22 protein-coding genes are annotated in these 22,900 nt (G+C 44.2%); 3 read left to right on the plus strand and 19 right to left on the minus strand.

Going from position 1 to position 22,900, the window contains the following annotated elements:
* Nucleotides 1-22: 22 nt before the first annotated feature.
* The 18 genes from OC443_RS14730 to OC443_RS14815 all read right to left on the minus strand — a co-directional run bounded on the left by OC443_RS14730 (nucleotide 23) and on the right by OC443_RS14815 (nucleotide 20,134).
* Nucleotides 23-1,639 carry a flagellar hook-length control protein FliK gene (locus OC443_RS14730; RefSeq protein WP_159440313.1) on the minus strand — a complete coding sequence of 539 codons (1,617 nt, stop codon included), beginning with the start codon at nucleotides 1,637-1,639 and terminating at the stop codon, nucleotides 23-25.
* Between the two features lie 114 nt (nucleotides 1,640-1,753).
* Complete coding sequence (fliJ, locus tag OC443_RS14735; protein ID WP_073581290.1) at nucleotides 1,754-2,206, minus strand: flagellar export protein FliJ; 453 nt, start codon at nucleotides 2,204-2,206, stop codon at nucleotides 1,754-1,756.
* A gap of 4 nt (nucleotides 2,207-2,210) precedes the next feature.
* On the minus strand, nucleotides 2,211-3,536 hold the full coding sequence (fliI, locus tag OC443_RS14740; RefSeq protein ID WP_073581288.1) for a flagellar protein export ATPase FliI: 1,326 nt from the start codon (nucleotides 3,534-3,536) through the stop codon (nucleotides 2,211-2,213).
* Nucleotides 3,530-4,330, minus strand: a complete 801-nt coding sequence (fliH, locus tag OC443_RS14745) for a flagellar assembly protein FliH (RefSeq protein ID WP_073581286.1) — start codon at nucleotides 4,328-4,330, stop codon at nucleotides 3,530-3,532. Before fliH ends, fliI begins: the two co-directional genes overlap by 7 nt.
* Before the next feature lie 63 nt (nucleotides 4,331-4,393).
* Nucleotides 4,394-5,446: a flagellar motor switch protein FliG gene (gene fliG / locus OC443_RS14750; RefSeq protein WP_073581284.1), complete on the minus strand. Its 1,053-nt coding sequence runs from the start codon at nucleotides 5,444-5,446 to the stop codon at nucleotides 4,394-4,396.
* Nucleotides 5,439-7,181: a flagellar basal-body MS-ring/collar protein FliF gene (gene fliF, locus OC443_RS14755; RefSeq protein WP_073581282.1), complete on the minus strand. Its 1,743-nt coding sequence runs from the start codon at nucleotides 7,179-7,181 to the stop codon at nucleotides 5,439-5,441. The genes fliG and fliF overlap by 8 nt, the downstream gene beginning before the upstream one ends.
* Before the next feature lie 16 nt (nucleotides 7,182-7,197).
* The gene (fliE, locus tag OC443_RS14760; RefSeq protein ID WP_073581280.1) at nucleotides 7,198-7,509 is read right to left on the minus strand and encodes a flagellar hook-basal body complex protein FliE; all 312 of its coding nucleotides are present in this window, start codon (nucleotides 7,507-7,509) and stop codon (nucleotides 7,198-7,200) included.
* 86 nt (nucleotides 7,510-7,595) lie between these two features.
* Complete coding sequence (locus tag OC443_RS14765) at nucleotides 7,596-9,011, minus strand: sigma-54-dependent transcriptional regulator (protein WP_073581278.1); 1,416 nt, start codon at nucleotides 9,009-9,011, stop codon at nucleotides 7,596-7,598.
* A 4-nt stretch (nucleotides 9,012-9,015) separates the two neighbouring features.
* Nucleotides 9,016-10,071: a sensor histidine kinase gene (locus OC443_RS14770; protein ID WP_073581276.1), complete on the minus strand. Its 1,056-nt coding sequence runs from the start codon at nucleotides 10,069-10,071 to the stop codon at nucleotides 9,016-9,018.
* Nucleotides 10,072-10,210: 139 nt separating this feature from the next.
* A complete protein-coding gene (locus tag OC443_RS14775; protein WP_073581274.1) occupies nucleotides 10,211-11,677 on the minus strand; it encodes a sigma-54 dependent transcriptional regulator in 1,467 nt (488 codons plus the stop codon).
* A 213-nt stretch (nucleotides 11,678-11,890) separates the two neighbouring features.
* Nucleotides 11,891-12,301 (minus strand): flagellar export chaperone FliS, encoded by a 411-nt coding sequence (fliS, locus tag OC443_RS14780; RefSeq protein WP_073581272.1) that lies wholly within the window; start codon nucleotides 12,299-12,301, stop codon nucleotides 11,891-11,893.
* A gap of 12 nt (nucleotides 12,302-12,313) precedes the next feature.
* A complete protein-coding gene (locus tag OC443_RS14785) occupies nucleotides 12,314-12,619 on the minus strand; it encodes a flagellar protein FliT (protein WP_073581270.1) in 306 nt (101 codons plus the stop codon).
* A gap of 4 nt (nucleotides 12,620-12,623) precedes the next feature.
* A complete protein-coding gene (gene fliD / locus OC443_RS14790) occupies nucleotides 12,624-14,627 on the minus strand; it encodes a flagellar filament capping protein FliD (RefSeq protein ID WP_073581268.1) in 2,004 nt (667 codons plus the stop codon).
* Nucleotides 14,628-14,653: 26 nt separating this feature from the next.
* Nucleotides 14,654-15,091, minus strand: coding sequence for a flagellar protein FlaG (gene flaG, locus OC443_RS14795; protein WP_073581266.1), 438 nt, complete (start codon nucleotides 15,089-15,091; stop codon nucleotides 14,654-14,656).
* A 68-nt stretch (nucleotides 15,092-15,159) separates the two neighbouring features.
* Nucleotides 15,160-16,290 carry a flagellin gene (locus tag OC443_RS14800; RefSeq protein ID WP_073581264.1) on the minus strand — a complete coding sequence of 377 codons (1,131 nt, stop codon included), beginning with the start codon at nucleotides 16,288-16,290 and terminating at the stop codon, nucleotides 15,160-15,162.
* 301 nt (nucleotides 16,291-16,591) lie between these two features.
* A complete protein-coding gene (locus OC443_RS14805) occupies nucleotides 16,592-17,737 on the minus strand; it encodes a flagellin (RefSeq protein WP_073581262.1) in 1,146 nt (381 codons plus the stop codon).
* Nucleotides 17,738-17,983: 246 nt separating this feature from the next.
* A complete protein-coding gene (locus OC443_RS14810) occupies nucleotides 17,984-19,117 on the minus strand; it encodes a flagellin (RefSeq protein WP_073581258.1) in 1,134 nt (377 codons plus the stop codon).
* Nucleotides 19,118-19,231: 114 nt separating this feature from the next.
* Nucleotides 19,232-20,134, minus strand: coding sequence for a Dyp-type peroxidase (locus tag OC443_RS14815; RefSeq protein ID WP_073581256.1), 903 nt, complete (start codon nucleotides 20,132-20,134; stop codon nucleotides 19,232-19,234).
* A gap of 349 nt (nucleotides 20,135-20,483) precedes the next feature.
* Here OC443_RS14815 and OC443_RS14820 point away from each other — a divergent pair, with 349 nt between their 5' ends.
* Nucleotides 20,484-20,831, plus strand: coding sequence for a DUF2956 family protein (locus OC443_RS14820; RefSeq protein WP_073581254.1), 348 nt, complete (start codon nucleotides 20,484-20,486; stop codon nucleotides 20,829-20,831).
* Nucleotides 20,832-20,873: 42 nt separating this feature from the next.
* On the opposite strand, the gene OC443_RS14825 is transcribed toward OC443_RS14820, so the two are convergent.
* A complete protein-coding gene (locus OC443_RS14825; protein ID WP_073581252.1) occupies nucleotides 20,874-21,155 on the minus strand; it encodes a winged helix-turn-helix domain-containing protein in 282 nt (93 codons plus the stop codon).
* A 210-nt stretch (nucleotides 21,156-21,365) separates the two neighbouring features.
* Here OC443_RS14825 and OC443_RS14830 point away from each other — a divergent pair, with 210 nt between their 5' ends.
* Nucleotides 21,366-21,719, plus strand: a complete 354-nt coding sequence (locus tag OC443_RS14830; protein ID WP_073581250.1) for an ArsC family reductase — start codon at nucleotides 21,366-21,368, stop codon at nucleotides 21,717-21,719.
* 47 nt (nucleotides 21,720-21,766) lie between these two features.
* On the plus strand, nucleotides 21,767-22,900 hold the full coding sequence (gene dapE, locus OC443_RS14835) for a succinyl-diaminopimelate desuccinylase (RefSeq protein ID WP_073581248.1): 1,134 nt from the start codon (nucleotides 21,767-21,769) through the stop codon (nucleotides 22,898-22,900).

Below are 22,900 nucleotides of genomic sequence, written 5' to 3' on the forward strand. Positions count from 1 at the left end.
ACTATCAGATTCTAAAAATAAACTAGGCGTAATAGCTAATTCCATCACGCTTTTCTGTAACATTCAAATCAAGTTTAACACCTGTATCAGGATTGTCTTCTGCAAAACCTGAATCTTTGAATTGTGACGATGCGTGCTCCGCAGACTGATCATGGGCAGCATAGCCTTGCTGCTGATTTGCTCCCTGATGCTGAACACTGGTTTCTCCCAGCTGAACCCCTTGCTGCGTCAGCATGTCCCGCAAACGCCCCATAGAATGTTCGATAACATCACGCGCCTGATTGTTAGCCACGGTAAAATGAACTGTCGCCTGATCACCAGCCATGTGCATACGGATATGCATCCGTCCCAGCTCCGGCGGATCCAGACGAATATCGATATTTTTCAGGTTTTTGGACATCATCATGTGAATCCGTTCAGAAAGCTGATCTGCCGCGATATCCTTATTGATATAGACCGGAGACTGATTCTGAACCTGTTCGGCTCTCAACTGCCCCATTTGACCGGTCACCGAAGATAAATGCTGAGCGACAGATTCGCCGTGGCTACCAGCAAATGCACCAGGTGCAACAGAATTCTTTTTCTCACTCAGGGCATTCAATGCCTGCCTGTCTGTCCACTGCTTTGAAAAATTGGCGCCGGCCTGATTCGAAGCAGAAACATTATTTTGTTGAATTTGAGTCTGAAGTGTACTGAGTTCCTGTCCGGCCATTGCGCCCTGCTGTAGTATCGCGGCATCAGTTGTCTGATTACTTCCCTGCTGCGTGAGCATATGAGCGGCAACTGCCTGCGATGGCTGATTCAGCGGTTGGCTTTTATGGGAGGCATTTGAAGATTGCAGTAAAGCACTATTGACCTGATCTTTGTTACCGGCTTTTAGCTTTTCAGCTTCAGACACCAAAGTATCAGCCTGTAAAATACGCTGTCCATCAGAATCAGTCACAAGAGCCTGGGTCTGAACAACCTGACCTGCAGCCCGCTCTCCAGACACTGAAGTCAGCAGGTTCTCATCTGTACTTTCAGACTGTTTGGCTACATCTGATTCCGGGGATGATTTGACGATCTGTTGATTTTGTATCAGTTCGGGCGAGACGATCTGAGGATCATCACTGATATCTGAGGTAATCATATGCTTGCTTTCTTTATCAGCCTCAGAAGCTGGCAATTCTTTGCCGTCTTTCTGAATAAGTTGCTGGCTGGCAGTTTTCAATCTTGATAAGACTTCCTGCCCTTCGCCGACAACTTGCTCCGCAGCTTGTTTTTCCTGCTGATTTAAATCCACATCAGAGATCAGTTCTGCGTCATCAGTTTCAGTAACTTTGCCGGTTTCAAGCAGCTCATCAACACCAGCTTCACCAGTATTCGCTGCAAGCTGACTTTCACTGCCACCCTCAACATCATCAGCCTCGTGCTGTAGCCCGCGAACAGCGCTACTGTCAGCGTCAGCAGTCACTGCCTGTTCTTCACCTGAGTTTTCAGAAGAATTACCACCAAACAATGCAGCAAGCTTAGATAAAAAACTATCAGAATTTCCTTCGGATGAAGGGTCAGTAATAGCGTCATGGCCACTCTTATCAACCTGAGTGACATCTGAATGATTTTTTTGTGAACCTGAAGGCGATATGAGATTTAAATTCATGTACAAGACTCGCGTAAATAAAACCTGATTCAGCTTCATCAGAAAACTGACAAACTTCTTAGTCAAATTAGAAAGCAAAAATCAAGCCACTATAATATTTTTATAGTCAAAGCTTTACATTAATCGGTCTGATGAACCACGGCGAGCATACTGAAGTGTACAAAACTCGTCCAACTGTCGCTGTTCTCTTCTTATTTCTGCTTTTTCTTTTTCAGTCCGGCGTTTATCAATCATCCATTCATAAGAACGGCGGGTCTTCCGGGTATCTAGCCAGTGTTCCCGGCAATTTTCTACTTGTTGTTTAAAATGAGATTCAGCACTTTTTTGCTTAGACAAGGTTTCATCTAACTGAGTAAGGAAGCGGTTCAAATGGCTGTACTGACTGGCAGTAAGTCCGTTTTTGCCTCTTTCAACTAATTGATGGCAGTAATCCAGACGATATTGCTCAATTTGTTTTAATTGCTCATAGTAACCATCAAGCTCCTGACGCGCCTGATTCAGCGCTAAGACCGCTTTTTCTTCATGTTCCTTTGACTGTTCAAGCAAAAATTCAAGCGCATTTTCCATAATATCAAGACTCTACTTGCAATACATGTTTGAGCATATTGATACTCATCTCGTATGGAACGGTTTCCTTCATTTGTTGCTGCAGGAAAGTATCAATCTTAGGTTTGAGTGTGAATGCCTGATCGATAGCAGGATCTGAGCCAGCTTTATAGGCACCAATAGAAACCAAATCCTGATTTTTACGACACACTGATAATATTTGCCGGACAGCCTTTGACATAAACAGGTGTTCTTCCGAGGTAATTTGCGGCATCACCCGGCTCACAGATTTTTCTACATCAATCGCAGGATAATGCCCGGCATCTGCCAGCTCACGGGACAACACAATGTGTCCATCCAGTATTGCCCGGGAAGCATCTGCGATCGGATCCTGAAGATCATCACCTTCAGTTAACACCGTAAAAAATGCAGTAATAGAGCCCTGCCCTTCACCACCATTACCCGCCCGCTCAACAAGGGCTGGCAATTTAGCAAACACGGATGGCGGATAACCTTTTGTTGCCGGCGGTTCTCCAACCGACAAGGCAATTTCACGCTGCGCCTGGGCAAAACGGGTCAAAGAATCCATCAGTAATAAAACATCCAATCCCTGATCCCTGAAATATTCTGCGATCGTTAACGCTGTCTGACATCCTTTTAAACGCATTAAAGGAGAAGAATCAGCCGGCGCAGCAACGACGACGGCTCTCTGACGGCCATCGACCCCCAGAATTTCATCAATAAATTCTTTAACTTCTCGTCCCCGTTCACCAATCAGGCCCACAACAACAACCTGAGCCGTTGTTCCCCGGGTCATCATGCCTAATGTAACTGATTTTCCGACCCCGGAACCGGCAAATAAACCGATCCGCTGTCCTTTCCCGACAGTCAATAATCCGTTCACGGATTTCAGACCTACATCGAGTGGCTCTGTAATCGGCTTTCTGAGTAATGGATTGATAGGGGAAACATGAAAAGCAGCTTTTTGTTCGGTGTAAATCGGCCCAAGCCCATCAAGCGGTAATCCAACCCCATCGATCACCCGACCCAATAACTCCATACCGACAGGAATGCCGGCCTCTTCGGTCATTGGTGTGACCTTAGCACCCGGTAACACACCGGCAGTTTGTTCACTGGGCATTAAGAAAAGATGTTCCCCGGAAAATCCAACGACTTCAGCTTCCATCTCTCCGGACATGGTTTCAACTTTACACAAACTACCGACCGGTGCTTTACAACCGGTTGCTTCCAGTGTCAGTCCGACCACGCGAACCAGCTTACCGGATGCAACCGGACGTGATGAAAGCCCGTGAGTTGTATATTGTGAAAGTCTTTCTTCAAGTGCTAACACACTTCACCACCATGACGGTTTTTACCGCTAAAATTCTGTAAAACAGTCCGCAGCCGCTCTTCCATACGATAAGTAACACCAGATTCACCAGCCTCAATTTCAACATCTCCCCGGTTTAATGAAGGCTCTGTCACCAGGGTCCAATGGCGCATTTCAAGAGCTTCATCACCGTAAGCATCCCGGATGATACCGGCATCTTCAGGGTTTAATTTGAGGGTAATGTCATGCCCGGCAATGGGCAGTGATTCAACACAGGCTTTAATGGTATCTAAAATGATTTGCGGATTAATCTGTACTTCAACATGAACGACTTCTTTCACTAACCCCAGGACCATGTCAACTAATTGTCGTTCTACCTGGCTGTTCATCAAAGCCAGCGGCTGGGAAAACTGATTCGCCAGATTCATAAGGTGTTCGGCATGCTCACGGATTATACCTTGCCCGGCTTCCAAACCTTCAGACTGACCCTGAGAGAAACCTTCAGCATGACCCGCTTCAAGTCCCTCCGCTTTCCCCTTTTCATAGCCTTGTTTGAAACCAGCTTCCTGCCCCTGATGCAAACCTTCCTGATAAGCTCCCTGACGGATCAGCTCAATTTCTTCTTCAGTCAGCTCAACCGGCCCCTCATCAGCAGGCGCACTTTTTTCGGGAATCCACCCCGGATCATAATTCAATGCAGTTTCTTTCGCGCCGGTAGCCACATCCTGACCGTAATCAGGCAAGCCCCAACGCTTCGCATCAGCAATATCATCATCCTTTCCGGGACGCAAAAAGCCTCGTTTTCTCTCGGACATTCTTATTTCCTGACAGTAAAGCTGTATTGATAACAGCCATACTCATTGGCCATACACTGAAACTTATAAGAACTCGTCAGCACCACCTGACAACATAATTTCACCGTTGTCAGCCATTTTACGTGCAATCGCAAGGATCTCTTTCTGAGCGGCTTCCACATCTGAAACTTTGATCGGTGGCATAGCTTCGAGATCATCTTTAAGAAGTTCAGAAGCACGTTTAGACATATTCTTGAAGATTTTATCTTTAAGAACATCGTCTGCACCTTTGAGGGCTCTTTGCAGAACATCCTGAGGCACATCACGCAGCAATTTCTGAATACCCTGATCATCAACTTCAGCAAGGTTTTCAAAGATGAACATCAGATCCTGAATCTGAGTCGCCAGATCTTCATCCAGATCCCGCATTTGTTCCATCAGGACACCTTCGATATTATTGTCCATATAGTTCATAATATCTGCTGCTGCTTTCAAACCACCAATCTTCGCAGCCTGAGCACCAGCCTGACCGGCAAACTGTTTCTCCATAATCTCATTCAATTCAGCCAGAGCTGAAGGCTGAACCTCCTCAAGGTTTGCGATACGCATCATCAGATCCAAACGATCACGCTCAGCAAACTGTGCCAAAATTTCGGCGGACTGATCCGGTTCAAGGTAAGACAAAACAATCGTCTGGATCTGCGGGTGCTCGTTCACAATAATTGTGGCAACCTGTCGTGGATCCATCCATTTCAGTGAATCCAGCCCCTTCGAGCCGGTTCCCAACAGGATTTGATCGACAAGATTATTCGCTTTATCTTCACCCAGAGCGGCAACCAGAGCATTACGCATAAAGTCTTCACTGCCCATCCCGATATTGGTAAATTTCTGAATATCTTCCAGAAAGGCCCGGTGCACAGCACTGACTTTATTTTGACTCAGCTCACTGGCCTTCGCCATGGCGCTACCGACCCGCTGGACCTGTTTAGGTTCAAGGTAGCGAATGATTCCCGCTGCGTCTCCTTCATTCAGACTAAGGAGCAAAATCGCGGCTTTTTCATCGCCGGTAATTGAAGCTATATCGGCTTCAACGGGGACAATATCCCCGCCTTCTGTCTTATTCTCTTCTTCAGCCATGACTCATCCAGTTTTTCACCACCTGAGCTGCCAGTTCAGGTTCATTTGCAACAAGTGCTCTTACAGCTTTCAGTACATCTTCATCTTTATGCAGATTAGGCAGATCGATTGAAGAGCCAAATTCAAACAATTCGCCGCCATCGATATCACTGCCAATCAGACTGGTTTCGCCATCAGCACCAATAGGCAGACCATCCGGTCCGTACAGTTCATCTTCTTCATCGATAGCAGGATTGATAAGTTTTTTCATTGCAGGTCTGACAAGAACCAGTACGATAACAATGATTACCAACGCACTTGCCAGCCATCTTACCCAATCACCAAAGTTCGGGTTTTCCCAAATTGGTACATCTGCAATTTTCTCAACTTCAGGCTTGGCAAAACGCATACTCAATACATTGAGCAGATCGCCACGCTGTTGATTAAAACCAACAGTACCAATCAGGATCTGACGAATGGAATTCAGTTCTTTATCACTTAACGGTTCATAAGTAACTTCACCGGTTTCAGGGTTCACGCGCTCACGCGTCTTCACTGCAACCGCAACGGTTTGGCGGGTAACCACACCGGTCTGTTTACGCTCATGACTAATCGTTGTATCCAGCTCATAGTTTTTCGTTGCTTCTTTATGAACTGAACCCTGACCCAGCGTTGAACCATCTTTCAGCTGTGCAATATCTTCCGGAATTGAAGAATCTGCCGGAGGCTGATTACTTAATGCACCCGGGACACCAGCCACAACATTACTGTTGTTATAATCTTCGAGTGTGTATTCACTCCGGGTCGACGGGGTATTGGGATCAAAACGTTTTTTAGTCTGCTCGATTGCACTGAAATCTAATTCCACATCAACCTGAGCGGTATATTGTCCGAAACCAAGGATTGGAATAAGCACCGAGTCAATTTTTTCACGCAAAGACTGCTCTTGCTTATGTTCAAGCTCTTGTTCTTTACGTCGAGCTGCTGACAGTTCATCTTCGGAACCGGAATTCAGCAGTCGTCCATGCTGGTCTGTCACTGTAATCCGGGTATTTTTCATGCCCGGAACAGCACTGGCCACCATATCAACAATAGAATCGACTTCTTCCTGTTTTAAGTTCGCCCCGGTTTTCAGTGTCAGAAAAACTGACGCTGAAGCTTCCTGATTATGACGGACAAAGACACTCCGCTTAGGCATTGCTAATAAAACCCGGGCTTTACGCACCTGATTCATTGCTTCGATTGCCTTCGCCAGTTGCCGTTCCCGGCTCAGCTTCAAGCGTTCGATTTCAAGCCTTTGAGAGACCCCAAAACCCATATCCTGCAATAAGATATCGTCTCCGGCCTGTTTCTCCTGATTCAGGCCGGCACGGGCCAGATCAAGCTTTAATCCGCTATAATCATTCGCTGGAACCAGGACGGTGTTTCCATCGAGTTTATATTCCAGTTTCTTCTGATCAAGATAGTCTAAAACAGGAATCAGCTCATCGGTTTCATAAGCTCCCAGAGGCCGCATTTCGGGTTCTCTCACCCAGAAAAACAGCATAAGAATTAAGGCAACACAGATGGAAATTGATAAAACAAGCACAACCTGACGGATCAGATCAAGATCACCTGATGCAAAGTCGAACCGTGAGGAACTTTTTTCTTCTAAATCAGGGTTTTGATCATCGACGGCTAAATCACTACCGGTGATTGCCGAGTCAGTTCCACCATTGCTTAGAGCAAGATCTGTTGATTGATTTTCTTCAGCCACGTTATTTTCCTAAAAACTACACCGGCATATTCATCAATTCTTTATAAGCGTCAACAAGTTTATTACGAACCTGAATCGTTGCTTCAAAAGCAACACTCGCTTTATTTCTGGCAATCATGACATCGGATAATGAGACGCCTTCATCACCCCGATCAAATTTTTCCTGCAATGTGCCCGATGTTTTTTGCAGAGAATTGACATTATTTATTGCTTTACTCAACATATCGCCAAAATCAGAACTGACTGACTGACCGGTTGCAAGAGGCTTCTGACTCCCTGCTTCTAACATCATTGCCTGCATTTCGTTTTGTAATCCATCTAATCTCATGTCTACCTCAATAGCCAATTCTTTGACTTAAACAATTCAATCTAAAGCTTAATCAGCAATTACTGTGCCAGTTTAAAAATGTAGAATTAACAAGGGATATCAATGCCTGCATCCCGCATTTTTGCTAATTTATAGCGCAAAGTCCGGGGACTGATACCCAGTCTTTCAGCCATTTCTTTACGACGTCCATTACAAGCGATTAATGTTTCCATAATGATGGAAAATTCCTGATCCCTGAGCTCACCACCCAGATCAGAAGAATTTGACAATTTTCTGACATGATCATTTTGAACTTCAGTTCTTACATCTATTCCGGGAACAGACAGCTCGTGATCTTCTTCAATGATCATTTGAAGTGCATTGACATCTTCCCAGTCAACACCTTCAAGCAAAATATGCTCTTCGCCAATTTCGCTGTTTTCACTTAAAATCAAAGCCCGCTGAACAACATTATCCAGTTCCCGGACATTACCGGGCCAGCTATACTGTAATAACTTCTCGATCGCTGTAAACGATACGCCGGGAACTGCCTGTCCTAACTTTTTACAATGGCGCTCAACTAAGTGTTTTGCCAATGGCTCAATATCTCCGGGGCGATCTTTCAAAGCCGGCCAGCTGAGAGGAAAAACATTCAGACGGTAATATAAATCTTCACGGAAGTTACCTTCCTGAACGTATTGTTTTAAATCACGGTTACTGGTTGCCAAAACCCTGACATCCAGCTGAATACTCTTTCGGCTACCCAATCTCTCTACTTCTCTTTCCTGCAGAACACGTAATAGTTTTGCCTGAAGATTGAGGTCCATTTCACTGATTTCATCAAGCAGTATAGTTCCCCCCTGAGCCTGCTCAAATTTTCCCGGACACGCCTGCACGGCACCAGTGAAAGCACCTTTTTCGTAGCCGAATAATGTCGCCTCCAGCATGTTATCGGGAATCGCAGCACAGTTGATCGCAACAAAAGGGCCATCCTTTCTCATCGATGCATTGTGGATATAGCGGGACATGACCTCTTTACCTGAACCGCTCGGTCCGAGAACCATCACATTCGCATCAGTTTTTGCAACTTTATCTGCCAAAGCTAATAGTTTTAAACTCTTTTCATCAGCAACAACGGCATCCCCATTATCTTCTGACTGAACCGGAGCATACCGGCTGACCATATTGAGCAGAACTTCCGGAGCAAAAGGCTTCGCCATATAATCAATCGCACCTTCCTTCATCGCTGCGACTGCATCTTCAATATTCGCGTAAGCCGTCATGAGCAGCACTGGCAGATTAGGCCAGTGCTGTTTGATATTTCTGAGTAAAGCCAACCCGCCCATGCCAGCCATCTGGACATCCGAGACAACAATGTCGATTGATTCTGTTTTCAATTTAAGCAATGCATCTTCAGCACAGTCTGATTCAACCCATCCATAGCCAGCTAAAGCCAGTGTGTCGACGAGTGCTTCTCTCAATCCTTCATCATCTTCAACAATTAATACTTTGCTCTGCGCCATTTATTTATTCTCCCGTCTCTGAATTTGAGTGAGAAATTGTTCTTTCAAGGGGGATACAAATCGTGAAACAAGCACCATCCCCTTCTTTAGAAATTAATTCGAGCCTGCCATCATGCGCCCGGCATACCATCTGTACGACTGCAAGGCCTAAACCTGTTCCCTGAGAGCGCGTTGTAAAAAATGGTTCCATAATCTTATGTTGCATTTCTTCCGGAATTCCCGGGCCATTATCCTGAACAGAAATCCTGAGTTCAGCTTTTACTGTGCGGCAAAATACATCAACCTGTGCACCTTTTCCGGCATTCTGAATTGCATTCATGACCAAATTACTCAACGCCGATGCAATTGCATTGGAGTTCCCCAGAACTGAAGTCTCAGGAGACTCGACTTCCTGCCCATAATCAATTTGATAACTCTGTATTGCAGCTTCAACCATCGGATAAAACTCATCCATCAGGGATGAGATTTGAAAAGAACTGACAACTTTGTTATCTCCACCTTTAGCAAATAACAGCATGTCATTGACCTGCTTATCCAAATCGTGGAGTCGATCCATAAGCTTAGTCTGGAATCTGTCACGGGTCGTGGCTGGTAAATTTGGGGAAGCCAGATTTGATGCATAAAGCATCGCGCTGGAAAGAGGAGTCCGTACCTGATGAGCCAGAGACGCAACCATTCGGCCTAAAGAAGAAAGTCGTTGCAAATCACTGACTCTGGCCTGAAGTAAGCGCGTTTCGGTTAAATCCGTAATTAAAATAAGCTGTCCGGTTGCTGATGCGGAGATAGCCAAACGAACCCGGCGCCCATTTCTTAATGATACTTCATGACCATCATCTTCTCTTGGAGCAAAAGCTGCCTGAATAATCGAGATCCATTTTTCTCCAACAAGAGACGTTTCCAGTAAGCGTTGTGCTTCAGGATTAGCTTCCCTGACAATGCCTTGTGTATCAAGCAGAATCACACCTGCTGGCATGACATCAATCACCTGCTTATATCGCTCGACCTGATCTTCAATAGAGTCAAGATGAGAAAGTTGCGCCTGAACCGGAGAACCCTGCATATTAATTTTTACTGTTATACAAATAGAATAATGGTCTGAAAGCAAAAAGCATTCCAGACCATTATTCTATTTTAAATCATATACTTACATATTCAGCATTCAATGTATGACAATATATTGACTCAACACTGATATTTGTTTAGCGGTTCATATTGTACTTTTTCATCTTCTCAACCAGCGTCGTTCTGCGCATACTCAGCATATCTGCCGCCCGGGCAACAACACCGTCCTGAGCGTCTAATGCCTGATGAATTAAATTAACTTCCAGGTCAGCTAAAACTTCTTTCATATTAATGCCTTCAGGCGGTAGAGCGTCAGGCATGTTGATATTCCCGCCAATATTCTGTTCGACATCACTCAGGCTAAAATCTTCGGCAAAGATACTTGCGAAGACATCTCTTTCCTGCTCCTCAATGGTCTCCTGATGCGTAATATTCTGGTTTGCTTTAAATTCAGGAACATCACCATAACGGTATTTAGCTGGTAAGTGATTTACATCAACCAAACTGTCAGGATATAAAATCGTCATTCTTTCAACCAGGTTTGCAAGTTCACGGACATTCCCGGGCCAGTCATGCTCCATCAAAGACTGGATAGCACGAGGAGTAAAGCGAACTGTGGCGGCACAATCTGTTTCAGCGCGACTCAATAATTCCTGTAACAATAGCGGCACATCTTCTTTTCGGTGCTTTAGTGCCGGCATTTCGATCGGGAAGACATTTAAACGGTAATACAGATCCTCCCGAAAAGATTCCTGAGCAATCATGGATTCCAGATTCCGGTGAGTCGCAGCAACTACTCTGACATTCACTTTTATCGTCGTGTTTCCACCCACCCTTTCAAAACAACGTTCCTGAAGAACACGAAGCAGCTTGACCTGCATCGCCATCGGCATATCACCGATCTCATCCAGAAATAAAGTACCTCCTTCTGCAAGTTCAAAACGCCCTTTACGGGAGGTTAATGCACCGGTGAAAGCACCTTTTTCATGCCCAAACAGTTCACTTTCTAACAAGTCTCCTGGTATGGCACCACAGTTAATCGGGACAAACGGCCCTCTGTTCCTGGATGAATGAGAATGGATATTTCTGGCGACAACCTCTTTACCGGTACCAGACTCACCAAGTATCAATACATTGGCATCAGTCCGGGCAACCTGCTCAATTAAATGCCGAACTTCTCTAATCCCAAAACTTTTTCCGACCAGGCTCTGGAACAGCTTGCTCTTCGCGTCTGAGTTATGTTTCCTTCGCCCGCCAAAGTCTTTACAGTGTCTTAAAGCTTCTGATAGTTGTGGATAATTTAACGGAAGCTCCAAATCTCCCAAATAGCCGGAAAAACTATCCAGCGTATAAGGCTGTTTGTCTAACTTCAGTAAAGGGATATGATTTGCTTCCTGCAAATGGTGCTCAATCGTAGGAGAAAGCTGCTTATTTTTGAATGAGCCCAGTATACAACCAGCCCATAAAACGGACCAATCAATCCGCTCAGTTTGGGATGATGAAACGATTTCACAGGACTCGCCAACAAATTCCATAATCGTGCTGATATGTTGACGAATTGCAGGATCATCCTCAATCACGAGCAGTTTCGCTAAACCTTGCATAGGTAAGTCTATTTGCCTTTATTCAAACAATTGCTGTTAATGTTTTGTTCTATTTAATCGGGTTACTGAATTAACAATAGACAAAATTTTGACTACAGCAACAAAAAAGCCACTTATTTTGTAGCATTAGTGGCTTCTATTTTATTGAATTATAAAAATATGGCAATACAGAGTTGAAACTCAGTATGTGATGAGTGACATCTGCCAAAAAACTCACATACCAATATCAGCTGCTGTTAAATGATGATATTCTGAGGGAATTTGATCCCAAGCCGACTTAATTTCACGAATAATCTCAATCACATCATCTAAGGGCTGAGGATCATTTTTATGGTTTGCCATCGTGATTTGCGAGATCATAAACTCATAAAGTTGATCTAAATTTTTCGCGACATCACCACCGTCTTCCATTGAAAGGCAGCCACGCAAACTAATAATAATATCAAGAGCTTTACCCAAACGCTCACCTTTCACAGGTATATTTCCCTGTATCATTGCGGCCTTTCCCTGAATCAGGCGCTCAATAGCCCCGGCCATTAACATTTGTACTATCTTATGCGGTGAGGCCGCACTGAGCTGGCTATCCACTGATACTTTCTTATAAGCCTGTAAAGAACCACGCATAGTCTTCCTCTTTTATAAAAACTTCTTGTAATGTTGAACAGATTTATTTCCGTAGCGATATTTTTGTAACGATTGGCCTATATCGACGGTTTTCAACTGCATCTTTTCAACAAGTTGCTGAGTACGCTTAATCGCGTCCTGCCATTGGTCAGAGCCTGAGAACTGCTGATTTTCTGACACTTCATGAATCAGTTCTTGCAATAACTGATCCCTTTTATCGACCAATTGACGAACTTCTTCAACATTGATTTCTTTTGCAGCCAAAAGTTGCTCTAACTTGTGATCAACATCACTGAGTATAGCCAGTTGCTTTTCCATGTTTCTAGCCCTGGCCCAGAGCATTCATCATTCCGGCAAGCTGACTTTGCATTTTACTGGTTGCATCTTTCATTGCAGAAAATTTGTTATGCGTTCGTTTTTCAAGCGCATCCATGCGTCTGTCTAATGTGTCCTGTTCATCATCCAGACGATAATTCTGATCACGCAGACTATTCTCTCTTGAACGAATCGAACCTGTCACACCAGTCATTGACTGAATCGCATCTTCAACTTGTTTGGCAAAGCCTTTTCGTCCGCCAAAAAAATCGCCCAGCTTATCAAAATTATTATTTAACTGCTTGTTTAGCATATCATGATTAATCTCCAGCGTCCCTTGCCGGGTCGTGGTAATACCAAACTCAGTTAAAGTTTTCAGATTTTCCGGCGCCTGTTCAACCGGGGAAGAAAAGACCCTTTTTAAGCGGGAATCAGCACTACGTACAATACTGTCTCCGGCTAATGGACCTTTTTCGCCGGTTTTAGGATTCGCTACAGAAAGTTGTTGGGATGTTTGATAAAACTGATTATAAGCAGAAACAAATTTCTCAATATTTTCTCTGACAGAATTACGATCATACTCAATATCAACTTCTGCAGTTTTTTGTTTCGGATCAGACTCACCTTTCAGTGTCAGATCTACGCCTTCAATCGCATCTTCAATGATATTGTTGTGGCTTGCCAGCTTTGCAACACCATCAAGTATTACTTCCGCATCCTGAGCGGACTGTACTTCAGTCATTCCCTGATAAGCATCAAAAGAGTTCTGAGCTTCTTTGAGCTGAGCCTGAACATTTTCTACTTTTTCAACGTAAGCTTTTTCTTCAGGTGATAACTTTGAACGCTCCAGCTCTTTAGCTTCCTCTGGCGTCATTTCTCCGCTTTTTATCGCCTGTTCAATTTGTTGCTGTTCCTGAGCAAGTTTTTCTTTAAGTTCTGCGGCCGCTTCTTTCGGGGTTACATAAGAATCCAGCAGCGTACCGGAAGCCGTATTACTCCACCCGGGAACATCACCAGATTTTTCCAGATCACTGCCGCTTAATGGAGGTTCGCCTTCACTATATGAATCAAGCAGTGTACCTGATGCAGTTTCAGTCCATCCGGGAATCCGGTCTTCAGGCTTAATATATGTCTGAGCAGCTTCTCCGGCTGTTGCAGCAGCCTTCACCGCACTATCGGAAAGATCGGTGCCTGCTTGTTTTGTGTCTGATGGATCCTGCGCAGTTTTCGCGGCTTCCTTAATTTCCTGAGCCACCGATTCATCAACAGCTCGTGCTGCATTTTCCAGTTTTTCCGCAACCTTACCCGCAACTTTCTGTTGTTCAGGCGTCAGAGGATGGATTAATTGCTGCGCTTGAGAACGGGCATCTTCCAGATCTTTAACCCGTTGCTCTAAAGTCTTATATTCAAGTCTTTTTAAGGCTTTATCTGTCGTCCCTTCCGCACTGATAGAGACTTTGTTGTCTTTACCGGATTGATTAGAGGCAATAATCAGCCGGGGACCGTTGACATCATTGATAACAGAAGCCCGAATTCCCGGGTTTCCTTTCGCATGATTAATCTGGTTAACAACATCTTTTAATTTCGATTTATTCCGGATATCAACTGAAAATGTTTTCTCACCCAGAGAAATATCCAGCTTTCCGGGACCAAATTTTGTGTCTTCAGGAATCACACCTGACGCTAGTTTGTGGCTTTGTGCCAGCTGTAAGACATCAACTGCATATCTACCTGCAATTGCGTCCGTTGCCGCTTTCGCTGATACAACTTCTTCATCCGTTGAACTGGCTTTGCGAAGTGCAAAAGCCTTATCCTGACGAAAACCTGCCATCAGGTTTTTCATCGTATCCAGAGATTCTCTGAGCCTGCCATAAGCACTAATGCTGGTTTCATTTTGCGTTCGCTGATTATCAATACGTTGCTGTTTAGGCAAACGTTCTGCATCAACAACCTTGCTAACAATGGAATTTACATCCATGCCAGCATTCATCCCTATGGGGCCCAGAGTCATTTAATCACCTCGAAAAATCATAACAACTACACCTTCGTCATCAGCAGACCAGAGCGATGATCCTGCTCTCTGGCAAGACGTCGCAAGACCTTGAGCATTTCCTCTTCAGGAATCTGACGGATAATATCACCTGTTTCTGCTTCATAAACGGTAACAACATCCCGACCAGATTCCTTGTCAAAGCGAAACGATAAGCCTTTGTTGATTGAAGATACAAATTCATGCATCCGCTCAAGCATTTTAGCTCGTCGTTCTTCATTGACGTGTTCTCGCTCCTGAGCCATTTTCACGGCTTTTTCTACTGAATCCGACTGCCTCTCTCCGCCTTGTTCAGCAACCTTATCTATCTGATTGCTCTCTTTTTGCACAAAAGAAGCCTTTGCCTGTTCATTTTCTGAAGCAAATTTAGTGCCACTCTGTGAGCCATAAGGCTGGATGTTCGATGTATAGGATGACACTTCCATAACAATCTCCCTCCGACCTTGCCGGGTTAAGTCATGGGTTACTATTTAATCAATAGTTCCCCGGTGACTTACCCCAGCAGACTAAGTGCAGCAGCTGGTGACTGCTTCGCCTGGGCCAATACCGACATACTTGCCTGCTGAAGTATCTGAGACTTGGTCATATTTGTTGTCTCTTTCGCATAGTCAGTATCTTTAATACGGCTACGTGACGCATTCACATTTTCATTAATGTTATCCAGGTTACTTATCGCATGACTGAACCGATTCTGGAATGCACCCAAAGAAGCCCGCTCGCTATCCACAGCTTTCAAAGCACTATCAATGACAGATATTGCTTGCTGTGAACCACCAACCGTTGATACATCCACGTCCTGGACTGTCACATCTTTGCGGCTGCTAAAATCGAATTCAGAGCCAAGATCACCTCCGATATCAATATCTCCTTTCACACTGCCGGATGAGGCAAAAATCTGTAATTTTCCGCCTTCGGCAACTGAAGCACTAATATCTTCATTTTGACCATTAATGTAAGTCGCGACTTCCTCCAAATCGTCACCGGCTTTGGCATTAATCGAGATTTCTTTCTCTTCACCCCGGTCATTTGTATAATTCAGCGTTAATTCCCTTGCATCAGTGACACGCCAGTCTGGTGTTTTCCCCTCATCCGCAATGTATGCCTGTCCGCCCATTGCAGAAGTATCAGAACGCATACTCGCCAGGGACAACATAACTGCTTCACCAGAATCAGCACCAATTTGAAATGACTTACTGCCGAATGTCCCGTTTAATAATTTATTCCCACCAAACGAGGTTGATTCCGCGATCCGGTTCAGCTCATCGTTTAACGAAGAAACTTCCTGCTGGATCGCCTGACGATCAGCTTTCGAGTTTGAACCATTTGAAGACTGAAGTGAAAGATCCCGCATTCTCTGAAGGATTGATGTCGTTTCATTCATCGCACCTTCGGCGGTTTGCGCAATTGATATACCATCATTTGCATTTCTTACCGCCATATTTAAGCCGCGACTCTGCACACTTAAACGGTTAGAAATCTGCAAACCAGCAGCATCATCTTTTGCACTGTTGATTTGGTATCCCGATGACAGTCGCTCCATTGACTTCTGAGCACCGTCGGCAGCACTATTTAAGTAGCGCTGCGCGGTCATCGCCGACACATTCGTGTTTACGTTAATTGCCATATTGATCTCCTATTACGGACATGTGATGTACTTCAGTGTCTCTCACCTCACTTCCATACATCCTATTTCTCTCGTTTCCTTTAACGGCGATTGTTTTACTTCCTTTAGATAAATTTGATCATTTTTTGTACATTTTTTCAGGTTACACCTATACAAAAAATAGGATAGAAAACAAAGAAAGAAAAGAATGAAAATAAATCAATGAGATAGATAATGTTCACAAAGGAGAGATCAATAAGCATGAGATATAAAAAAATCCGGCATGAAAGCCGGATTTTTAATTTTTTCAAGGGGTATTTAATTAACCACCTAACAAAGCCAGTGCCGCATTTGGCAGCTGTTTTGCCTGCGCAAGAACAGAACTTGAAGCCTGACTCAGAATCTGAGACTTGGTTAATGCAGTTGTCTCTTTTGCAAAGTCTGTGTCTTTGATTCGGCTTTTAGATGCGCTCACATTCTCATTGATATTATCAAGGTTACTGATTGCATGTTCGAATCGATTCTGGAATGCACCCAGTTCAGCACGGTGACTATCAACATATTGAAGTGCAGAGTCAATCACTGATACAGACTGCTGTGCGCCACCTACGGTTGTTACATCCATTGAGTGAACAGAAACGGCTTTGCCATCATCATCCAGATCTAATTCACCAGCCAGAGAACCACTGAAAGAAACATCTTCATCTACATCAACTTTATTGCTTCCGGCAAAAACTTGCAGTCTGCCTGATTCATCAACAGAAGCAGAGATTAAATCAGTCTGTCCATTGATATAAGTTGCCACTTCTTCAATATCATCACCTGCTTTGGCAGAAATATTGATTGTGCGTTCTTTGCCATCTTTGTCAGTCAGTTCAATTTGCAGGTCATTTTCACCTTTAGCAACTGACCAGTCTTTTCCTTTGCCATTTTCAGCTTTAAAGCTCATGCCACCCATTTCAGGATTATCGCTGCGAAGGTTATTCAGTGTCAGCATAACCGCTTCACCACTGTTTGAACCGATTTGGAAAGCTTTTGTTGTGAATGTACCATTCAACAATTTGTTTCCACCGAAAGAAGTTGTTTCTGCAATCCGGTTCAGTTCATCATTAAGTGATGTCATTTCTTCCTGAATTGCCGTTCTTTCTGATTTAGAGTTAGAGCCGTTTGCTGATTGCAAAGACAAGTCTCTCATACGTTGCAGGATATTCGTGGTTTCATTCATCGCTCCTTCTGCTGTTTGAGCGATAGAAATTCCATCATTTGCGTTACGTACAGCAACACCCAGGCCACGACTCTGAACATTCAAGCGGTTAGAGATTTGCATACCTGCCGCATCATCTTTTGCACTGTTGATTTTAAATCCGGAAGACAGACGTTCCATTGACTCATTCTGTGCTTTCGTTGCTGAATTCAAATAACGCTGTGCTGTCATTGCTGATACGTTAGTGTTTACATTTACTGCCATGATGATTTCTCCAATTGATTTTCCGATTTTGATACGGTTTCCGACGTCTCGGAAAACCAAGTAGTTCTCTCAAAGTTACTATCGTTAACGACGCTGGCTGGAATATCTTGAGAATTTTTTTGAAAAATATTTGAAAAAAAATCAAATAGATTATGGTTTGGGGAAAAGGTCAAATTCAGCAATTTTTTTTCTAAAGTATTTCATTCAGCGGGCGATAAAGGCTGCTTTTTTATTATTTTATCTCCTTTATTTCAGCAGCCTTAAAACCGCTACAGGCTGTTTTTTTGCCTGAGCCAGTACAGAAACGCTCACTTGCTGCAAAATTTGCTGTTTCATCAGTTGCGTCACTTCTTTGGCATAGTCTGTATCTCTGATCCGGCTTCTTGAATCAGATAAATTTTCCTGAACATTACCCAAATTATTAATCGTATGTTCAAACCGGTTCTGAAAAGCACCCAGCTCTGCCCTGTTTTTATCAATATAAGTTAAAGCCGTATCCAACACTGAAATGGCACGCTGGGCACCTCCGGTTTGACTAATATCCATCTTATCGACAGATTCATAGCCCACAAACCCCATCTGAAGCTGACCAGCCAGTGAACCACTAAATTTAAGTGCACCGGTCGTTTTATCTCCGGACATATAAATTTGTAACTGGCCATGCTCATTCACGGATGCAGATACCAGGTCGGTTTGCCCGTTAATATAAGTGGCCAGTTCCTCGATATCATCGCCGGCTTTTGCCCGGATGTGTATTTGCTGAGTTTGCCCATCTTCGGACTGATAATGTATGACGAGTTGTTTATTTTCGGTCGTGACCTGCCAGTCGGAAGATGCTTTACCGGCAGCAATATAAGTCAGCCCGCCCATATTCATCGTATCGGAGCGCATATTACCTAAAGACAGGCGAACCGCTTCACCAGCAGAAGCCCCGACCTGGAAAGAAGTTGTCCCAAATGTACCATTGAGTAACTTTCGGCCACCAAAGGAAGTCGTTTCAGCAATGCGGTTCAATTCATCATTTAATGCTGAATACTCTTCCTGTAAGGCTTGCTGATCAGATGCTGAATTTGAGCCATTTGCTGACTGAATAGCAAGATCCCGCATCCGCTGCAAAAGCGATGTACTCTCCTGCATCGCTCCTTCCGCAGTTTGCATGATCGAAATACCGTCGCTGGCATTTCTCATTGCTACATCCAATCCCCGGACCTGAGTTGTCAGACGGTTAGAAATCTGTAATCCGGCCGCATCATCTTTCGCATGATTGATCCTGTAACCGGAAGACAACCGCTCCAGAGACTCGTTTAACGCCTGGTTGGCACGATTCAGATTTCGCTGGGAAATTAACGCAGCCACATTGGTATTGACTGTCATCATAATGAGTCACCAAGTGATGAAATATTTCTCTCATATCGGTGATTCTGATGAATTCTTTAGACAAAAAACGGGTCAGCTCGACCCGATCACAATATCCACTGAAACGTCATACAAGGATTACTTTAATTTTAAAGACTGTAACATTTCACAGGAGGGAGAGAATAGATAAGCGCCGGTCACTGCCTGGGTAAAACGCAACATCTGATCAGTTTTCCCATCAGCTTCACCATACATACTCTGCAGCATCGCCTTAAAGTTATGTAACGTATGACAATAAGCAATAAACAGAAGGCCGTGCTCTCCCCCCACAGTACCATATGGCAAGCTATGACGGACAATTTTCAGTCCCTGACCATTCTCTTTTAAGTCAACCCGCCCGACATGGGATGCTTCAGGCACCTTATCCAGCTCAACCGAGTCTTCTTTCGTCCGGCCAATCACCTTTTCCTGCGCAGCAACATTCAGTTTTCCCCAGGCAGGCAAATTATGAACAAACCGCTGGACCATCACGTAACTTCCTCCGGCAAGCTCGCCATCAGGAATAATCGCGACTTCTTCGCGGCGACTATCTTTCGGATTTTCAGTTCCATCAATAAATCCTGTCATATCCCGAGCATCGAGATAGCGGAACCCATACGTTTCATCCACAATATGCGCTTCTCCAGCGATACTTCCCATGAACTTTCTCATCACATAAAAAAGTAAATCATGTCTTTGGCAATGAACATGTATTAAGAAATCGACTTCGCTTGCAGGTGCTGAGATATCACCTTCCCCTAAAGAGATAAAATCAACCAGTTCAGGTACGGCAGGCGCATCAAGCTGTGCCCAGAAACCCCGGCTGAATGAGACAGATAACTTCAGTTCAGCACCTGTCTGAGATGAGTTCAGGGTCTGAATCAGGGTTGGTAATTGTTGAATTTCTTGTAGCACTTTCTCCGGATTGTCTTTTATCTTAAATAAAGCATAAAGCGCAAAAGGTCCGGCTTCGGGTAAAATTGCTGTTTGAGGATATGGCATAGTACACCTTTAAAAACTCACATTATAATTATTCATCATTTCATCTTGCTCTCACGCAACGAGAACATACTGAATGCTTCCATACACAGTGGTTTATAATTATCTCATTCAGTCCAAATGGTCAAAGACCCCGGTCAGAATAAGTCCCACTCATCATAAATAGTCAAAGTTAAATTATATATACCCAAGCACCCTGAAGATGCATGATTCAGCTCACGCCCTTCGGGTGAGTTTGGGGATATTTCCGGTAACTCACGATAAAACTTCTGTTCTGGCAGAACGCACTTGAATTTCTTGCTAAGATCACTTCTGATAATAAATAATCTGATGTAAACATTGACGAATTACTATGAAAAAAGCATCTGCTCCATCAAATGAAACCCGCCAGGAAGCCATGAAAATCGCCAGAGCGACACAAAAGCCCGGACAAAACAAAGAACAAACAAAACTGATTGCACAAGGGATTGAAAAAGGCATTGCTGTTTATAAAAAGCAACAAAAAGAAAAACAACGTCAGGCAGACAAGGAGCGGAAAAGAAAGAACAAGGAAAAACAACAGGAAAATATTCTGCCAGAAGAGATTCCTTCAGCTCCGCCACAACCTGAAAAGCACACCATGATACATTTATTACCCTGGATACTCACTGCCGTCAGCTGGGGAATCCTGCTTTACATCTGGATTCATCCAGCAGTTTAATATCCTGAAATGAAACAGATAAGCCAAACTGGCTTATCTGATCTATTTTCCCAGGCTTGCTGCAATATCGACTTTTCGTTCAAGAATCCACTGGCTATCAAACGGCCCCCAGTCAGATAATCGATAATAGCCATCATTATGTCGACGACCATCCTGAACAAAAATTAACTGAATGCCAATTCCCGGCAAAGCTTTCAAGACATCTTGAATGGTCCGGCGGGGCCATCCTGTCTTCTCAATCAATCTCGGAACATTCGGCCTTTCCATGCTTTCAACCAGGTACGCCAAATACAGTCGCCTTGCAAAAACGGGACTCAATTCCATTGACACCTCCTATCTACGTGCCAATTTATTATTTCGGTTTTTGCATAAAGCGTGTTGCGTTTGATCAATAACTTCATTTTTTGTGCCATTCACTTCCGCTCATTTGTAAAACACAACCTATTGACAAGGCGCTTATGTATTTTTGTCAGCCCGGTCAGTTCCTGCTAGGATTCGGAGGTAATGTCACCTTCTTTAACCTAAAGGATTCTTATGAGCATCATTCTTTATGGCATCCCTAACTGCGACACAATAAAAAAAGCACGAAAGTGGTTAGCAGCCGAAAATATTGACTATCAATTTCACGACTATCGCAAAGATGGTATTTCAGCAGTTCTTGTCCGCGACTTTTGTTCATCGCTGGCGTGGGATAACGTGCTGAATAAACGAGGAACGACATACCGGCAACTGGATCAGGCGCAAAAAGACAGCCTGACGGAAGAAACGGCCATTGATTTACTTGTACAATACCCGGCTATGATCAAACGCCCGATTCTCTCGGTAAATAACAATTTATATCTTGGTTTTTCAGCGGAAAAATACACAACAATTTTTGCAGCACAATAGTTTTTTCAACATTTTTTTTAAAATAGTTTTATCACAAGGAATTATGAATGACTGATAGCCCTGTACTAACCCTGGCAAAAGATTTGATTTCCCGCCGTTCTGTCACTCCAGAGGATGCCGGTTGTCAGGAGGTCATGATCAGCCGGTTAAAAAAACTTGGCTTTGACATTGAAGTCATGGTTTTTGAAGACACAACAAATTTATGGGCAAGAAAAGGTTATGAAGCCCCGCTTTTTGCCTTTGCCGGACATACTGATGTGGTCCCGCCGGGGTCTGAACAAGCGTGGCACACGCCACCATTTGAGCCCACGGTCATTGACAATCATCTGCATGGACGTGGGGCTGCTGATATGAAAGGCTCGCTCGCATGTATGATTGTCGCTGTGGAACGCTTTATCAGGCAGAACCCGAATCATCAGGGATCCATTGCTTTTCTCATTACCTCTGATGAAGAAGGACCATTTATCAACGGAACCACCAGAGTCGTGGATACCCTGATGGAAAGAGACGAGCGAATTGATATGTGTATTGTCGGAGAACCGTCCAGTACGCACACAGCAGGAGATGTCGTCAAAAACGGCAGACGCGGTTCCCTGACCGGGGATTTAGTCGTCAAAGGGATACAGGGACACGTCGCCTACCCCCATCTGGCAAACAACCCGGTTCACCAGGCACTGCCCGCTTTATCTGAACTTGCTTCGACAAAATGGGACGACGGGAATCAATTCTTTCCGCCAACCAGCTTTCAAATCCCGAATCTTCATGCCGGAACAGGCGCTTCGAATGTGATTCCCGGCGACTTTACGATTCAGTTTAACTTCCGCTTCAGTACAGAGCTGACCTCTGAATCCATTCAGCGACGGGTGCATTCAATCCTTGATGCGCACGGATTAGATTATTCGCTCAACTGGACTTTAAACGGCCAGCCATTTCTGACGGATGCAGGAGAATTGCTCGATGCGGTCGTCAAAGCCGTGACTGATGTGAATCATAAAGCACCAGAGTTACTGACAACAGGCGGTACTTCAGATGGCCGCTTTATCGCACAAATGGGTACACAGGTTGTTGAACTGGGGCCGGTTAATGCGACGATTCATAAAGTGAATGAGTGTGTCAGTGTTCCGGACCTTGAAAAGCTGACTGACATGTACCAAAACGTGTTAACGAACCTTCTGGCATAA

It is taken from the genome of Vibrio quintilis (genome assembly GCF_024529975.1).
GTDB lineage: Bacteria > Pseudomonadota > Gammaproteobacteria > Enterobacterales > Vibrionaceae > Vibrio > Vibrio quintilis.

Coding starts and splice junctions, on each gene's coding strand:
- OC443_RS14730 (WP_159440313.1), bottom strand. CDS start 1,639: ATGAATTTAAATCTCATATCGCCTTCAGGTTCACAAAAAAATCATTCA.
- fliJ (WP_073581290.1), bottom strand. CDS start 2,206: ATGGAAAATGCGCTTGAATTTTTGCTTGAACAGTCAAAGGAACATGAA.
- fliH (WP_073581286.1), bottom strand. CDS start 4,330: ATGTCCGAGAGAAAACGAGGCTTTTTGCGTCCCGGAAAGGATGATGAT.
- fliG (WP_073581284.1), bottom strand. CDS start 5,446: ATGGCTGAAGAAGAGAATAAGACAGAAGGCGGGGATATTGTCCCCGTT.
- fliE (WP_073581280.1), bottom strand. CDS start 7,509: ATGAGATTAGATGGATTACAAAACGAAATGCAGGCAATGATGTTAGAA.
- OC443_RS14765 (WP_073581278.1), bottom strand. CDS start 9,011: ATGGCGCAGAGCAAAGTATTAATTGTTGAAGATGATGAAGGATTGAGA.
- OC443_RS14770 (WP_073581276.1), bottom strand. CDS start 10,071: ATGCAGGGTTCTCCGGTTCAGGCGCAACTTTCTCATCTTGACTCTATT.
- OC443_RS14775 (WP_073581274.1), bottom strand. CDS start 11,677: ATGCAAGGTTTAGCGAAACTGCTCGTGATTGAGGATGATCCTGCAATT.
- fliS (WP_073581272.1), bottom strand. CDS start 12,301: ATGCGTGGTTCTTTACAGGCTTATAAGAAAGTATCAGTGGATAGCCAG.
- OC443_RS14785 (WP_073581270.1), bottom strand. CDS start 12,619: ATGGAAAAGCAACTGGCTATACTCAGTGATGTTGATCACAAGTTAGAG.
- fliD (WP_073581268.1), bottom strand. CDS start 14,627: ATGACTCTGGGCCCCATAGGGATGAATGCTGGCATGGATGTAAATTCC.
- flaG (WP_073581266.1), bottom strand. CDS start 15,091: ATGGAAGTGTCATCCTATACATCGAACATCCAGCCTTATGGCTCACAG.
- OC443_RS14800 (WP_073581264.1), bottom strand. CDS start 16,290: ATGGCAATTAACGTAAACACGAATGTGTCGGCGATGACCGCGCAGCGC.
- OC443_RS14805 (WP_073581262.1), bottom strand. CDS start 17,737: ATGGCAGTAAATGTAAACACTAACGTATCAGCAATGACAGCACAGCGT.
- OC443_RS14815 (WP_073581256.1), bottom strand. CDS start 20,134: ATGCCATATCCTCAAACAGCAATTTTACCCGAAGCCGGACCTTTTGCG.
- OC443_RS14820 (WP_073581254.1), top strand. CDS start 20,484: ATGAAAAAAGCATCTGCTCCATCAAATGAAACCCGCCAGGAAGCCATG.
- OC443_RS14825 (WP_073581252.1), bottom strand. CDS start 21,155: ATGGAATTGAGTCCCGTTTTTGCAAGGCGACTGTATTTGGCGTACCTG.
- OC443_RS14830 (WP_073581250.1), top strand. CDS start 21,366: ATGAGCATCATTCTTTATGGCATCCCTAACTGCGACACAATAAAAAAA.
- dapE (WP_073581248.1), top strand. CDS start 21,767: ATGACTGATAGCCCTGTACTAACCCTGGCAAAAGATTTGATTTCCCGC.